Below are 15,338 nucleotides of genomic sequence, written 5' to 3'. Positions count from 1 at the left end.
TAAATCTGAATTGAAAATTCGGAGGCGTAAAAAATAATGGCAACATATCGGGAGAGAGCTGCGCAGCTGCACGAGACAAAAATTAAACATACGCTCGAAAAAATCGTGCAAAGAGGGTATAAAGACGTCGACGACAACGGCGGCATTCCGCTGCCGGAGGGGTTTCATTTCGAGCCGGTTCTGGCCGGGGAAGACCGCGCTTTTTGCGGAGCCGAGGAGTTTTCGGTCAATTTAGCCAAATTACTCGATGAGTGTCCTACTTATGTCGATCCGGTCGAAATTTTAGCCGGACGGCACACCTATATACTGCAGGATTTGGCCGGCGTCAAATATATCAGATATTGGCCCGAATTCATCGCCTCTTTCGACCATTTGAAAGAGAATCAAGAAAAATATAACATCATCAGCGGCATCGGCGCGAACCAGCATTTCGCGCCTGATTACACCATCGGAGCCGAATTGGGATTTCCGGGGCTGCTGAAAAAGCTTGAACATTATCGGGCGCTGAATGATGCGTCACATTACGAATTTTATGACGCCGAGATACGCGTGGTCAAGGCGATTATCCGCTATATCGGGCGTCATCTGCCTGTGATTCAAAAGTTGATCGATACCGAGACCGACCCCGACCTGCTCAAAACGCTGCAAGAGATGTATGACTGCAACGTGAATTTGATGCAGCGTGAGCCCTATACTTTTTTGGAGATGTGCCAGTGGATGGGGTGGTTCCAGAATGCGGGATGGACTTACAACAGCGAAGGCGCGGGCATGCAGATCGACCGGTTCCTCTATCCGTTTTATCTGCGCGACAAAGCCGCCGGAATTCTCGATGATGACAAGGCGACTTTCATCCTGGCTAATCTGATGCTGCTCAATCCGCATTATTACCAGATCGGCGGGCACGATGCCGACGGAAAAGACCAGACCAACGAGCTCTCATTTTTGATGCTCGAAGCCGGGCACTGGCTGAACACCTCAGCTAATATCACGATCCGGCTTTACGACGGTATCAATCCCAAGCTGTTCCGCAGGGGCGTGGAATATCTGTTTGAGGACGGTAACGGGTGGCCCCGGTTTTCGGGCGACAAAGGGCTGATGGGGTTTGCGAAAAACCGCAAAATGACCCCGCAGATGGCCTGCGACCGGGTCGCGGTCGGCTGTCACTGGAACGCGATGCCCGGAACCGAATATACCCTTAACGATACGATTAAAATCAACGCGGCAAAGGTCTTTGAAGTGGCATTTAATGAGATTTCAAAAGAGCCCGACCCCTCGACGGAAAAGCTGTGGGAGCGTTTTGTATACCACCTGAATATTGCCATCGACACGACCGCGCAGGGCATCAATTTTCACCTCGAACATATGCACAAATATATGCCCGAACTGGTGCTCGATCTGATGATGCACAACACTCTCGAACAGGGGCTGGATATCACGGAATGCGCCGAATATTTCAACCTGTGCGTCGACGGCGCGGCGCTCGGTACGGTCGCCGATTCGTTCGCCGCCTTGCAGCAGCGCATAGAAGATGAAAAAGTATTGACCTGGGGTCAGGTGGTCGAGGCGCTGGAGCATGACTTCGAAGGCGCGCCGTATGACCGGATTCAACTGATGTTGAAATCGTCCGACCGGTATTGTCAGGGCAACAGCCGCGGCGACAAATGGGCGCAAAAGATCAGCCGGACCTTTTCGGAAGCGGTGCACAACTACCCGATGCCCGAAGACCGTATTTTGATTCCCGGGTGGTTTTCCTGGGCTAACACTATGGAATTCGGCGCGGCGGTCGGCGCGACTCCCGACGGAAGAAAAGCTCATGCCGCTATCACGCACGGCGCGAATCCCAACAACAACTTCCGCCGCGACGGCGCCGCAACCGCCGTCGCAAACGGCATCGCTGCGATTCAACCGGGTTACGGCAACACCGCGCCCTGGCAGCTCGAACTCGACCCCGGTCTGAGAGCCGAGGAGGGAGGAATCGAAAAGGTCATGGCACTGCTTGCCGGGCATGTCGACCAGGGCGGGACGCTGATCAACGTGAATATCATTAAAAAAGACAAGATTTTAGACGCGCACAAAAACCCCGATAAATACCCCGATCTGGTGGTGCGTGTGACCGGATTCACCGCCTATTTCATGATGCTTTCGCCGGAATTCCGGCAGCTGGTCGTCGACCGGATTCTGGATTCAATTTAATCAAAATTAATAGTGTGAATGTAAATTTTGAAATTTAAAGTGACATTCCCTTTGGCTGTTTAGGCCGGGAATGTCACTTTTTACTTTATCCGATCTGAACTTACCGCTTATTCCGCTGTTAGATTTTTAAGGGACTTCACTAAAGCTCACTGTTCACTTTCTGTAGTTTCGGTTTTTTGTTCTTTATACTTTTCAAAGGACTTTTTGCCTTCGGTTTCCCACCACGATTCATACTCCGTCCAATCGGATCCGCTCTCGTCGCAGTGCTTGTTTTTGCCGTTTTTGGGCTTGGAATTGTCTTTTTCGCTGTGGGAACCGAATCCGAAAATCAGCTTCGCAAGAACAAAAATGCCGATTGCCTGCCAGTAGGTGATCTCGCCGAGGCCGAAGATAGCCGGCATCAGCCAATTCCAAAGCCACATAATGCCCAAGCCGAAGAGGATTCCCATCCCCACGACTCCGATAATTCCTAAAACTGTCCAAATGATAATCCGAAGAGGCTTGGGCATGTTTTTCCATTTAGATTTTGAACAGATCATATCAAATTCTCCTTTTTAATGTGTTCATTATTTAATCGGTTAAGATTTTTTTGAGGGTTTTTACCGCCCTGGACTTACGGGACAACAGGGTCCCGATCGGTTCGTTCCAGCGCTCGGATAGTTCTTTGAACGATTTGCCGTCCATTTCGGTCGCGATAAACACTGCGCGCTGCTTCGGGTCGAGACCGCCGATGGCTTCTCCAAACCGCCGCATAAAGTCCCTGCGTTCGGCTTCTTTTTCTGGGCCGGGAGTTCCGTCAGACAGAAGCGTCATTAAATTGAGTTCCCCGTCCTCGTCCAGACAGCTTTCGAGCGATACGGTTCGGCTTTGTGCCCGCCGGTAGTCGATAATCTTGTTGTTCAGGGCGCGATAGACATAGCCGGCGGGATTATCGAGCGGACCGGACGGCTGTGAACGGGTAAACAGCTTCAGCATCACATCGCCGATGATATCCTCGGCATCCGCCTCGCTGAAGTTATGTAATTTTCCGGTTACATACCGTTTCAGGTTCCGGCCCTCCGCGGCGAAGAACTCGAAGAGCTTGTTTTTCTGATCGGTATTCATGCTCACCATCCTTTGAGGTCCCGAAAAGCCCTACGATGTTATAACGATAGAGATGAAAATTTATTGCAAGAAAATAAAAAAATGTTGGGACGAACTGCGTTCGCCCCAACATTGCGAAAATTTATACGATTGTAACTCCGGGGAAGTAGAACTTGACGATGTCCTGCCACTTGTAACCGGCGAGAGCCATTTGCTGTGCACCCTCCTGACTCATACCGACGCCGTGACCGTAGCCTTTGACTTTAAAATAAAACATATCAGCCGGCGCATCGTATTCAACGGTGAACGAGGTCGAGCGAAGTGAATTCTTTACCCCCACGCGGGCGCTTGTGAAGACAAAGCCCCGCAGATCTTTCCCGGTGATGGCTGCTTTGCCGTCCACCGAGACGGTCATTACATAACCGAAACTATTGGTCTTAGTGACGACCAGCCATTTTGAGGGATCGCTGCCGAGCGTAAAGCCGAAATAATCCTCGAGCTGTTGTTTGACGACCGAAGAGGACAGCATGATTTCCGAGGCGTATCCTTTGGCCTTGGCATCCCATTTACTGCAGTCGATACCGCCTGCCAAATAGGTATAGGGCGTGCCGTAGCCGTCCTTGCCGCTTCCGCCCCAGACGTCCACGATATTGTTTGTCATGCCGTTGTTGATTGCACCGTAGGTCGACAGGATCGGGTGATTGTCGATGAACAGCATGTAACCGCCGACTTCCTCGAGCAGTTTATAGAGCCGCTGCATACCCGCGTCCTTCCAATAGGCCTTCATGTCCGACAGATCTTTCAAAGCCGCCGTCGGAGGGACGGTCGTGTAACCCGCATGATAGCGCAGGAAAGTGTAGGAAGCGACCATCTGAGCTTTGATGCACTCGTCGGAATAGGACGGGGACAATTCGACCCCGATGATGCGCAATACGGTGTTGTAATATGTATCCGTGGTCAGCGTGCTGCCGTTTCGCGTTGTCACTTTATCGGTCTGCATGACCTTGAGGCGCTCGCTGTCGGAATAGGATGGGACCGATGTTACGGAAGAGGTTCGGGAGGATGGCGGTTCGGGTATCGTATAGGCCTGTTCACCACTCTCCCAGAATTCATCGTCGTCCCAGAAATCGTTGTCGGGGTCGGCAAGCATCTTCTGGAACTGATCCCAGTCGTTTAAAATCGCCATTTTAGACGCCCAGCGTTCTTCCTTGGTCATAGTGCTGACGGTCGACGGGGCACTCGGAACCGAACTGATCGACGTGGTTACCCCGCTGGCTTTTGAAGAAGATGCCGAGGCTTTGCTGCTGGATTTTTTGGAAGAGGTTTTGCTGCTTGCTTTGGAACTTTCGGGAGCCGATGAAGGAATTGAACTCGAAACGGCCGAACTCGGCAAAGATAATTCCGAGGCGGGGGCGATAATAAGACGGGATCCCGATTCGCTTTCCGATTCGCTGCTTATGCCGGTCGGGGCGAAAACGGGCTGTCCGCTGCCGGTCAGCGAGGTAAGGGCGATCGAGCCGCCTGTGATCAGCACGGCGCCCAATACGATTAAAATGATTTTTAAGCCCGCCCTCATAATCTATGTACCTCCCAAATGTTCAGTCGGCAAATTATTTACGGATTGATATTGACTTTCTTAAGCGTCGTAAACGCACTTTCAATTAAGCGCCCGATATCGAGTGCCGCTTCCGCCGCCTCGATTTCCTCCAAATGAGGTCTGGTCTTTGGGTGCTTTGGCGTGAAAACGGTGCAGCAGTCCTCGTAGGGCAGAATGGAAATATCGTAAGTGTCTAATTTTCGGGCGTTCTGAATAATCTCCTCTTTATCGGTGCCGATCAGAGGCCGGAAAACCGGGATTTCGCAGACTGCATCGGTACAGGCGAGCGCGCCGATGGTTTGGCTTGCGACCTGCCCCAGACTTTCGCCGGTGATGAGGCATTCGCATCCGGTGTCAATCGCCAGCTGCTGGGCGATTCGCATCATAAAGCGACGCATGATGATCGTGAAAAGCGGCTCGGGACATTTATCCGCGATGGCTTCCTGGATCTCGGTGAAACTGACGATATGCAGATTGATGCGGCCGGAATACCGCGAGACCTTGCGCAGCAAATCAACGACCTTCTGTTCGGCCTGCGGTCCGGTATAGGGCGGGCTCTCGAAATGGATGGCTTCGAGAATCTGGCCGCGCCGCGCCATCATCCATGCGGCGACGGGGCTGTCCAAGCCGCCGGAGATCAAAATCATTCCTTTACCGGAACTCCCGGTCGGCAGGCCCCCTGCCCCTTTATGGCTGCCGCAGTGGACATAGGCGGCAAAGTCGCGGATTTCAACAGTGACAATGAATTCGGGATTGTGAATATCGACTTTGAGATTCGAAAATTTATCGAGCAGATAACCGCCGAGTTCGGCGCAGATCTGCATGGAATTCATCGGAAAACGCTTGTCCGAGCGCTTGGCTGCGACCTTGAAGGTCTTGGCGCGGGAGAGCTCGCCGGCACAATATTCTGCCGCCGTCTCAGCGATCTTTTCATAATCTTTTTCGACCACGGCAGCTCTCGCCACGGTGACGACGCCGAACAGCCGGTCGGCGATCTCTTCGGCTTTGGCGATATCGGAGAGTTCGCCCTCTTTGTTTTTGAGTGCGTTAATATAGAAGGTGGACTGGGCAAACGAGACGTTATAGGTTCCGACACGTTTCAGCCGACGGCGCAGATTGCGCAGCAGCATGTCCTCAAAGGTATTGCGGTTGAGGCCTTTTAAAATGGTCTCACCCAATTTTAATAATAATACTTCCTGCATTTTTTCTCCTTATTCGATGAAAACAGCGGGATTTCCGCCTGATATTTAAGTTCTTATTTGCCTTGAAAAACGTTCCTGAGCTAAAATCAGGACTGCCGCGAGAGCGGCGGCGTCGTCGGGGGTGTTCTGCAGGCCCAAACTGACGCGCAGGGTGTATTTGGCGTTTTCGCCGATCAGGTCGGCTGCGGCGGGACTGACTTTGCCGCCCGAACAGGCCGCGCCTGCCGAGACGAGAATTCCTTTCTCCTCCAAAAACCGCATTAAAACTTCTGATGGGACTTTTGGAAGAGAGATGCTTCCGATGAACGGCGAGCCGAACGCGCCGTTGAACAGGACTTCGGTACCGAACAGCCGGCTGCGCAGCGTCTCGAAAAAGGACTTGGCTTTTTCGGTACGCTCGGGCAGAGTTCCGGCCATCTGTTTCGCTGTCTCGGCGAAAGCCCCGATTAAAGCAATCGGCTCGGTACCGGGACGCAATTCGTTTTGTTGATGTCCGCCGTAAAAACGCGGGGTGAGTTTCACGCCTTTCCTGATCCAAAGCGCACCGACGCCCTGAAACGCGCCGATTTTATGTCCGCTGACCGAGCAGATATCGGCACCGAGGGCTTTCGGGCTGAACGGGATTTTGCAGAACGCCTGCACCGCATCGGTGTGAAAGACAGTGTCCGGGGCGATTTTGTGCGCGAGAGCGGCGGCTTTTTTGACCGGAAAAATCAAACCTGTTTCATTATTGACAGCCATGACGCCGCAGAAGATCGTATCGGGCGTCAATGCCGCCGAAAAACTTTTTAAAAAGGCCTCTTCCCCGCCGCCGTATGGAACGAAGACCACTTCGAAGCCCTTGCTCTGCAGCTGTTTTGCGGGATTCGCCATAGAAGAGTGCTCGTCAGCCGTGATGATGATTCTGCCGCTTCGGTGCTTGTCGCAGACGCCGAACAGCGCAAGATTGTTGCTCTCGGTACCGCCGCTTGTGAAAATCAATTCCCCGTCACCTAAGAGATCAAGAAAAATACGTCTGGATTCCGTGAGAATTTGTGCGGTGCGGCGGCCGTATTCGTGCAAAGCTGAGGCGTTTCCCCAATTTTCGCGGGAGAGTTCATTGAATTTTTCAAGCGCCGCGGCACAAACAGGTGTCGTCGAGGCGTTGTCGAGGTAGATTTTTTGCATGGAATTTTCCTTTTTTACACTTTGCTCAGTCGTGTGTATAAGTTCCGCCGATGTTCGCGCCGACTCTGCTTGCTTTGCTGATGTTGGCATTGTGTTGGGAGAGGGTCATTGCGTAATAGAAATTTCCATCGGCGTCGGTGACAAAATAATAATAATCGGTTGCGGACGGGTAAAGTGCGGCCGTCAGCGCCGCGCCGCCCGGATTGCAGATCGGCCCGACCGGAAGCCCGCTGCAGACATAGGTATCATAGACCTGCGTATAACTCGGATCGGTAAAAGTCAGTGCCTTGTCGATGACGTTTTTGACATAATAACTCGTCACGTTCGACTGAAGTTTCGGGTAGGCCTGCGGTTTGAGCAGACGGTTATGAAATACCGCCGAGACGTTTGCCATCTCGAACACGTCCGGGGCTTCTTTTTCGATGATCGAAGCCAGCGTGACCGCCTGATCGAGGGTCATACCCATCTCGGCCGCGCGTTCGCGCAATTTTACAGTGAATTTTGAATTAAAGTTATTCAGGAATTTTTTTATGACCGAGTCGACGCTTTCGTTGATAAAGAAATCATAGGTATCGGGGAACAGATATCCTTCAAGGCGGTAGAATCTGCCGCTCTGGGCACCGCCGGCGGGGATAAAATCATAATTATAAGCGCCGGTGTTGACGGCTTTTAAGAATTCGCTCTTAAGACAGACCTTGTTTTCCTCGAGCATAGCGCCGATCTCGGCGGCATTCATACCTTCAGTAAAGGTGAGACGGACAGTTTGGCTGCTCTGCTTGCGCTGGATGGTACTGATGATTTTATCGTAGGTCATGCCGCCGTCAAGCAGATAGGTGCCGGATTTAAAGGTGCCGTCCGTGTCGTTGAGCATTGTATAAACCGCAAACACCCACGGGTGATTGATTACGCCGGCCTTTTTCATCGCAAAAGCCATGTCCAGCGTTGACCAGCCGGCTTTGACCTGAACCTCACGCTGGGTGCTGTTTTTCATAATTCCCAACACGTCTGAAAAGGATCCGACCATCGAGGCGCCCAGGATAATGCCGCCGGCAACCCAAAACAGGGCAACCGTCAGATCGCCCATCGCGGTGCGGCGGAAACGCTGCCACCGTTCTTTGTAAGTTCCTTTTTCCGCAGAATTTAATTCGCGTGTCTGTTTCATGAGTCCCTCCGAATGATTAAAAGCGTGTCACTGCACCATCATGGCGGCGCAGAGCTTTTCGGCGGCCGCTACGCCGCAGAGCGCCGCTGTCAGCGCTTTGCCGAACATAAGCGCTGCGCCCGCGCCCTTTGCGGTGATGATCTTTCCCGAGATTTCAACGGGATTTCCGGTATAATGGCCGCCGAGCGAATCGTTTTGGCAGTCGGGATAACAGGTGAAGTTTTTGCCGTCCAGATATCCGCGCTGCTGCAGTAAACTCGGGGCTGCGCAGATCGCCCCGATCCAGATGTTATTCTGAATTGCCGTCTCGACCGCGATTTTAACGGTATTGTTTGCAATCAGGTTTTTGGTGCCGACGCTGCCGCCGGGCAAAACCAACATCTCGGCTTTCGCCATATCTACCAGATCCTCGGCTAGATCAGCGTTGATTTTAAAACCGTGCGAAGAGGTAATCTGCATTTTACCGATGCCGACCAGAGCGACTTGCGCGCCTGCGCGCCGCAGCATATCCGCCGGAGCAATCAGTTCGAGTTCTTCGAAGCCGTCGGCCATAAAGATATATACCATGTTCATTCGCTCCTCTCGGTCATGATATATTTTTCATAAAGCATCACCGGATGGTAGGACAGTTTTGCGGTTCGAAGGCCTTCGATGCCCATGTCCTCCTCGCGGTTGATGAGTTCGTATTCGGATAGGGTGTTTTTGGCGAACTCGCGGTTTATCATCGCGTAAGCGCCGATGTATTCGCGCAGGGCTTTTTCGGCGTGGGTCACAAAGCATTTTTCTGTGATCGGCTCGCCGAAAGTAAAAGCGGCGGGAACGCCTTTTACGCGCAGTAATCCGCCTTTGAAGCCGAGTTCTTCGTAGTGGTCGAAACCGAGGGACAGTGCTTTTAATTCGACTTCCGCGCCGGGATTTTCGACTTGGAACAACAGCCACTTGCGGTAAATTTCCATGCAGTCGGGAATGTTTTTTCGCGTGATGTCCTCGTAGGACCAATCAGGATTTTCGGTTTCGAACCGGGTGATGAAATTGCGCTTGGAATGGTACTTTTTGCCCGACAGATTGGCCAAGTCCTCACGGTTGTAGATATAATCGAACTCGTCACGATCCGGCGTGAAGACGAACCGGTCACCGTACATCTCGTGGATACGACCTACGCACTGCTTGCGCACACGGTGTATCGCAAACGGGTGATTGTTTTGTTTGGCATCGTCAATCAAGGCCGAAATCAAATCCCGCAGTTCGGCGTCTTCGAGATTGCCGGTAGGACAAAGATAGCGCTTATAAGGTATATATTCTTTGGTGACAAAAAAGTTGTTGCCGATTTTAATTCGGGTGTCATTGAGCCATGCCCACATGAAAAAGTTTCCGAAACAGTATTCGCAGCCGAGCTCTCCGCTCTCGGCGACAATGGAGTTGATAGCGGGACGGTGTGAGAGGGTGACCTCCTCAAATTGCATATAAGTAACTTCCTAATTTTTAATCTTTGACCGGATGATGTCACTCAGTTCGTCGGGCGGCATCAACAGTCCGTTTTTAGCGCAGTTGATGACCGTCCAGCCCTCGTTTTGTGCGATTTCGAGTCCGGCATCATGCACGGCTTGCTGGTAATCTAAATCGATTTCGTGGATGTCCTCACCCTGCCCCGTTTTGTCCGAGCGCTGTCTGACCAGCTTTTCACTGACTTCGACCGGCAAGTCAAGATAAAACACCAAATCGGGTATGGGTAAGCCAAGCTTTCCGTATTCTGCGTCTTTAAGCCACGCAAGATACGCTTTTCGCTCGGGGTCATGCAGCTTCGCGCCCTGAAAGATCATGTTCGAAGTCGTATAGCGGTCACTGACCAGTAAAACGCCGTCTTCATAATCCTTCTTCCAATCGCTGCGATATGAGCAGAACCGATCGACCGCATACAACATTGAAGCCGCATACGGGCTGATTGCATTCGGGTCTTTGGCGAGTTCGCCGTCCAGATACATCTTTGCGGGGCCGCTGGACGGGCTGTCATAATTGGGAAACTTGAGCATTTTAACCCGGAATCCCTCTGCTTTCAACCGCTTGGTGAGCAGGGCCGCCTGCGTAGTTTTACCTGTTCCGTCGCAGCCCTCAAATGCGATCAATCTCGCCCTCTTTGGCATCGTTCGGCCTCCCGATCGTCGTATCGGTGCACTTGCACACGCCGTATTGGCATGTGCATACTCCAACCCGCTTCTTATATTACCACATTGCCTGTCCATTGACAAGCGTGTAAGATTCAGATAAAATTGAGAAGCGACCGCCCGGCGTGAGTGATTTTCGCCGCTTTACGGTTCGGAAAGGACATCAATCATGTCAGAGGAGAAGAAAAAGGTCTGTTATGCCCCGGTGGGCGGGCAGGCGCTGATGGGCGGCATTATGATGCGCGCCAATTCCACCAAACAGAGCGCTTTTGTCGTCCGTCTTCCGAACGGCGGACTTTTTATCGAAAAAACACCGATCGTCAGCGTTCGGGATAAGCACAAATGGCTGAGAGCACCGGTCATTCGCGGCATCGTTGGCTTTATCGAATCGATGAAAGACGGCTATTCAGCCTTGAATCGCTCAATCGAACTGACGTTTCCCGAGGATGAAGAGACCGGGAAGATGACTGAGAAACAGAAAAAACGGGACGAAACGCTGACTTCGGCGGCCATTTGGCTGGGCGGCGCGCTCGGCATCGTCGCGGCGGTTTTTTTGATGTTCTGGCTTCCGACGTTTTTGGTCAATCTCATTGATCAGCACATCGTTCTCGGCGGATGGAAAGGCCTTGCCGAGGGCGCACTGAAACTGGTCATCTATGTGAGTTATCTGCTGTTATGTACATTAAATAAAGAAGTCAAGCATGTATTCATGTATCACGGAGCGGAACACAAGACGATTTTTTGTTTCGAAAAAGGGCTTCCGCTGACTGTTGAGAATGTGCGGGCGCAGAAGAGGTTCCATCCCCGCTGCGGGACGAGCTTTTTATTTTTAATGCTTGCCGTCAGCATCATTATCTATACCTTTGTGCGATTTGAAGGCGTCACGTCTTCTCCCGCGCTCGACCGGCTGATCATGGTCGGCGCAAAACTGATTTTGCTGCCGGTGATCATGGGTATCGGCTTCGAGCTTTTACAGCTCTGCGGAAAATACGACAATATTTTGACCCGTATCATCGCAGCCCCGGGTCTTTGGTTTCAGCGCATCACAGCCAAGGAGCCGGACGACGACGGTATACTCGAGGTCGGCATTGCCTCTTTGCAGGCGACTTTAAATCTCGAGATCACCGTTCCGGTCGATCCGCCCGTGAAAGCCGAAATCGATCGGCCCGAACCTGCGGAATCAGCAAAATGAGGCAAAGCGCAAAAAAGTTATGCCGTGAGGCGGCAGAAACGCTGAGAGCAGCCGGCGTCGAGAACGCCGCCGCCGAGGCGCGCTGGCTTGCCGAGCGGTTTTTTTGCTGCTCCGCCGAAGAGCTTTCTGTTGATTTTGAGGTTAAAAATCCCTTTAAATTTTTAAAGGCGGTCCAAAAACGGAGCGCCGGAGAACCGTTGCAATATCTGTTGGGTACGCAGGACTTCATGGGCCTGACGATAAAAGTCGGCAGGGGCGTTTTAATTCCGAGGTCGGAAACCGAACTGCTTGTCCGGGCCGGGGCAAAGGCCGTTCCGAGGGCAAAAGTCGTCTGGGATTTGTGCGCCGGGAGCGGCTGCGTCGGTTTGGGGCTGAGAAAATTGCTGCCCGAGGCAAAGGTGTTTTTTGCAGAAAAATATGCGGCGGCTTTGAAAATGCTCCGGGAAAATGTCTCGGAAGATGAATACTGTCGGATCATTCGGGCGGATGTGCGTAAAAATAAATTATTGAATCTGCCGCAGCCCGATCTGATATTGTGCAATCCGCCGTATATTCCGAGTGAAGATATTCCTTCGCTTCAACGCGAGGTACAGCGTGAACCGAAATGCGCCCTTGACGGCGGTTCGGACGGGCTGGAATTTTATCGTGTTCTTGCCTCTCTCGCCAAAGAGCGCCTGAAAGCCGGCGGAGCGTTGTGCGCGGAACTTGGGATCGGGCAGGCTGAAGCGGCAGAGGAAATTTTTTCGGAGTTTGATACCGATTCCTGCAAAGATGCGCAGGGAATTATACGTGTGATTACGGCTGTAAAAACATGGAATGGTAAATAAAACCGGAAGTGCCGCATCGTGGAAGACATGTACATATATGGAGCTGCGTAATCACGATTAATTTGTCTAATATGCACAATTAATATCGAGATTATTGCGTCATTATAATCGCAAAATGCACAAAATTACTCCGATATAGGATTAGGATGGCAAAAAAACCGATCTCCTTTCATCATTCGTTTATACATGTTATAATCGGGCAATCCGGAGGCGTAATGCCTCAGTCGTGAAAGGAGATTTTTCGCATGAAGAAAAAGGCACTTGTCATTCTGCTTGCGCTCGTCATGGCCTTCACCATGTTTGCGGCCTGCAGCGGAAAGACATCAGAGACCTCAAAACCGTCGTCTTCTGCGGGTTCGTCGGTGGAGTCCATACCGAATCAATCTGCAGTTTCGTCGGTCGATTCCACCATCCCGTCGGTCGAATCCGTCGCTTCGTCAGCCGCGTCAATCGCATCGTCGGCTGCTTCAACCGCATCGTCGAAAGCGACATCCTCCAAGACCTCAACAGTGACCGGATCCTCCAAGATCGGGTCGAACCCGGATTATCCGAACCTGCCCCAGGCGATCACAATCGTCCAGGAAATGCATTTCGGCGATTCCACGGAAAACCTGGAGCAAAAGAAGCTCTGGGCCGACACCCTCAGCGCCAGATACGGCGTCAAGATCCGTGAGGACTGCATCACCAAGACCGAAGTCGGTACCGTTTATGCGGCCCGCCTGGCCGCGGGCGAACTGACCGGTGTTGTCCAGAACTACGGTTGGTCTTACATGTTCGCATGGTACAACGAAAACGCTGTTTATCCGCTGGACGAATACCTGAAGAACAATAAAACCTGGAACATGCTGCCGAAAGCGGCCCGTGAGGTCTATAAGATCGGCAACCAGATCTGGGCGGTCCCGAACGGCTGGAATGCGGGTTTGCCGGGCCAGCAAATGGGCATGTGGACACAGGGCATCCGCAATGACTGGCTGAAGAAACTGGGTTTTGCGGACGTCGGCTACACCCTTGACATCGGAACCTTCAAAGACATCATCACCGCGTTCGGCAAGAGAAGCTCGGAACTGGGAGTCACCGGCGTCATACCGATTGTCTTCGGCGGCGACCTCTATTCTACCTATAATATCTTTGCGGCATTCGATGCCTGGGTGTTCGACCCGAACTCCTCGATGGGTTACACTTATAACCCCGACACGAACTGCTTTGAAGACGCTCTTCTGAGAGACGGTGCCAGACAGGCGATCGAGTATATCCGTTACTTTTATGCAAACGGCTTAACTCCGAAATCCACCTTTGACAGCGGCTTCTCGGATATCCGCAACCAGCTCGCGACCGCCAAGGTCGGTTCCTTCTGCCTGTATCAGGCGAGATTCCGCGACCAGGGCCAGTATACGGTCAATAAACTGCTCACGGATAAATTCGGAACAGCCAATGCCGATGCGATCGGCGACGGCTACAGCGAATGGATCAAGATGAACCAGGATACCTGGGTCGATACCCAGCTGGTCGGCAAAAAGACCAAAGCGCTTTGGGCCAACACCGCAGGCGCAAGCGGCTATTGCCTGATGGTCGGAACTCCGCAGCCGGCTGAAACCATCAACTTCTTCGTCGATCTTCTGTATTCTTCTGAAGATGCATGGATTGACAGCTATCAGAACCTGCTCGGAAAAGCGATTATCAGAGAGTCCGACGGCACCTACACCCGCAAGTATTTCGACGAGGCCAAGAAAGTTTACTATGGCAGCGCGAATCTCTGCAACGTCGTTGAAACCGAGCTCTATCCGGCTTCCAAATTCATTATCTTCAATGAAGGCACAAGCAGAACAGCAGCATTGGCAAGACAAAGAGCCACCATCGCTTACAACTCCGCGATGACCCAGGCCGCGATTGCGGCGGGCCGCGTCGTCATCCTGCCCGAGGGTTACAAGGCCGTTCAGAACTATTCTCCGACCTATGTCAAGCACTCCGGCGAGATTACCTCCTATCAGACCTCTTTCCTCTTTGACGGATTTATGAAGAGCAGCATCACGATTGACAAGCTTTTCGCGACTTACAAGAAGAGCATGGCAGCCGTCGGCGGCGACAAAGTCCTGAAGGAAGCCAACCAGGCCTGGGGATGGGTCAACAATTATCAGTCCTACACCTGATAAACCGATACGGCGCATCTGATTACCAATGTCTTCAAAGAGAGCCCGGCGTTTTGCCGGGCTCTCTGATTTTTATTGCTGCAATCATATCACGGAGGGCTATATCAATAAAAACGTCAAATTTCGTCACTTCCGTTTGTACAGAATAGACAAAGATAATGATGGTTTATGCGCCTTTTGCTCATAAATGTTGGGGAAATATTCTTGCATGTAGGATTTTTATAAGATTAATTCGGAAACCCTTTCATAAATTATTAAATTATGTTATAATAGCGAAGTCAAGGCCATTGTGCCTGAGATTTCGAAAGGAGAACTTTTACATGAACAAAAAGGTACTTGTCGTTCTGCTTGCGCTCATGATGGTTATCACCATGTTTGCGGCCTGCACGACAACGAGCAGTGAGACCTCGTCAGTGGCAGCATCGTCTGTCGCGTCGTCGGTCGAATCCACCGTCCCGTCGGTTGAATCCGTCGCGTCGTCGGTTGTTTCCACAGCCGCGTCGTCGGTTGTTTCCACAGCCGCGTCGTCGGTTGTTTCCACAGCCGCGTCATCGGTTGTTTCCACAGCCGCGTCTTCAAAAGCGACGTCCTCCAAGACGTCTACGG

Annotated in this window: 15 protein-coding genes; 5 read left to right on the top strand and 10 right to left on the bottom strand. The window is 52.0% G+C overall.

The genetic code is table 11. The features are described from left to right. Nucleotides 1–36 precede the first annotated feature (36 nt). A complete protein-coding gene (locus PKH29_05855; GenBank protein HNX14361.1) occupies nucleotides 37–2,193 on the top strand; it encodes a pyruvate formate lyase family protein in 2,157 nt (718 codons plus the stop codon). Between the two features lie 146 nt (nucleotides 2,194–2,339). On the opposite strand, the gene PKH29_05850 is transcribed toward PKH29_05855, so the two are convergent. The 3 genes from PKH29_05850 to PKH29_05840 all read right to left on the bottom strand — a co-directional run bounded on the left by PKH29_05850 (nucleotide 2,340) and on the right by PKH29_05840 (nucleotide 4,492). Next, the gene (locus PKH29_05850) at nucleotides 2,340–2,732 is read right to left on the bottom strand and encodes a hypothetical protein (protein ID HNX14360.1); all 393 of its coding nucleotides are present in this window, start codon (nucleotides 2,730–2,732) and stop codon (nucleotides 2,340–2,342) included. Between the two features lie 31 nt (nucleotides 2,733–2,763). Further along, nucleotides 2,764–3,297, bottom strand: a complete 534-nt coding sequence (locus PKH29_05845; GenBank protein ID HNX14359.1) for an RNA polymerase sigma factor — start codon at nucleotides 3,295–3,297, stop codon at nucleotides 2,764–2,766. Nucleotides 3,298–3,418: 121 nt separating this feature from the next. Then, complete coding sequence (locus PKH29_05840) at nucleotides 3,419–4,492, bottom strand: SpoIID/LytB domain-containing protein (protein HNX14358.1); 1,074 nt, start codon at nucleotides 4,490–4,492, stop codon at nucleotides 3,419–3,421. On the opposite strand from PKH29_05840, the gene PKH29_05835 reads away from it, so the two are divergent. After that, nucleotides 4,485–4,901, top strand: coding sequence for a hypothetical protein (locus tag PKH29_05835; GenBank protein ID HNX14357.1), 417 nt, complete (start codon nucleotides 4,485–4,487; stop codon nucleotides 4,899–4,901). The two genes, PKH29_05840 and PKH29_05835, sit on opposite strands and share 8 nt — an antisense overlap. Here PKH29_05835 and thiI read toward each other — a convergent pair. Genes thiI through PKH29_05805 form a run of 6 tightly spaced genes read right to left on the bottom strand, consistent with a single transcriptional unit; the run spans nucleotide 4,891 to nucleotide 10,545 of the window. Further along, the gene (gene thiI / locus PKH29_05830; protein ID HNX14356.1) at nucleotides 4,891–6,075 is read right to left on the bottom strand and encodes a tRNA uracil 4-sulfurtransferase ThiI; all 1,185 of its coding nucleotides are present in this window, start codon (nucleotides 6,073–6,075) and stop codon (nucleotides 4,891–4,893) included. The genes PKH29_05835 and thiI overlap by 11 nt on opposite strands. 45 nt (nucleotides 6,076–6,120) lie before the next feature. Further along, complete coding sequence (locus PKH29_05825; GenBank protein HNX14355.1) at nucleotides 6,121–7,242, bottom strand: cysteine desulfurase family protein; 1,122 nt, start codon at nucleotides 7,240–7,242, stop codon at nucleotides 6,121–6,123. Between the two features lie 25 nt (nucleotides 7,243–7,267). Beyond that, nucleotides 7,268–8,404 (bottom strand): endolytic transglycosylase MltG, encoded by a 1,137-nt coding sequence (mltG, locus tag PKH29_05820; protein HNX14354.1) that lies wholly within the window; start codon nucleotides 8,402–8,404, stop codon nucleotides 7,268–7,270. A gap of 27 nt (nucleotides 8,405–8,431) precedes the next feature. Continuing rightward, nucleotides 8,432–8,977, bottom strand: coding sequence for a DJ-1/PfpI family protein (locus PKH29_05815; GenBank protein ID HNX14353.1), 546 nt, complete (start codon nucleotides 8,975–8,977; stop codon nucleotides 8,432–8,434). After that, a complete protein-coding gene (locus tag PKH29_05810; GenBank protein ID HNX14352.1) occupies nucleotides 8,974–9,867 on the bottom strand; it encodes a phosphatidylglycerol lysyltransferase domain-containing protein in 894 nt (297 codons plus the stop codon). Before PKH29_05810 ends, PKH29_05815 begins: the two co-directional genes overlap by 4 nt. 12 nt (nucleotides 9,868–9,879) lie before the next feature. After that, the gene (locus tag PKH29_05805; GenBank protein ID HNX14351.1) at nucleotides 9,880–10,545 is read right to left on the bottom strand and encodes a thymidylate kinase; all 666 of its coding nucleotides are present in this window, start codon (nucleotides 10,543–10,545) and stop codon (nucleotides 9,880–9,882) included. Nucleotides 10,546–10,735: 190 nt separating this feature from the next. On the opposite strand from PKH29_05805, the gene PKH29_05800 reads away from it, so the two are divergent. The 3 genes from PKH29_05800 to PKH29_05790 all read left to right on the top strand — a co-directional run bounded on the left by PKH29_05800 (nucleotide 10,736) and on the right by PKH29_05790 (nucleotide 14,732). Further along, a complete protein-coding gene (locus PKH29_05800; GenBank protein HNX14350.1) occupies nucleotides 10,736–11,758 on the top strand; it encodes a DUF1385 domain-containing protein in 1,023 nt (340 codons plus the stop codon). Beyond that, nucleotides 11,755–12,585: a peptide chain release factor N(5)-glutamine methyltransferase gene (gene prmC, locus PKH29_05795; protein ID HNX14349.1), complete on the top strand. Its 831-nt coding sequence runs from the start codon at nucleotides 11,755–11,757 to the stop codon at nucleotides 12,583–12,585. The genes PKH29_05800 and prmC overlap by 4 nt, the downstream gene beginning before the upstream one ends. 245 nt (nucleotides 12,586–12,830) lie before the next feature. Next, nucleotides 12,831–14,732 (top strand): hypothetical protein, encoded by a 1,902-nt coding sequence (locus tag PKH29_05790; GenBank protein HNX14348.1) that lies wholly within the window; start codon nucleotides 12,831–12,833, stop codon nucleotides 14,730–14,732. Between the two features lie 316 nt (nucleotides 14,733–15,048). Here PKH29_05790 and PKH29_05785 read toward each other — a convergent pair. Continuing rightward, nucleotides 15,049–15,338 (bottom strand): hypothetical protein (locus tag PKH29_05785; GenBank protein HNX14347.1); only part of this gene is annotated, 290 nt, incomplete at its 5' end.

The sequence above is a fragment of the Oscillospiraceae bacterium genome, from assembly GCA_035353335.1.
Taxonomy (GTDB): domain Bacteria; phylum Bacillota; class Clostridia; order Oscillospirales; family JAKOTC01; genus DAOPZJ01.
This window is presented reverse-complemented; position numbering and strand designations above follow the sequence as displayed.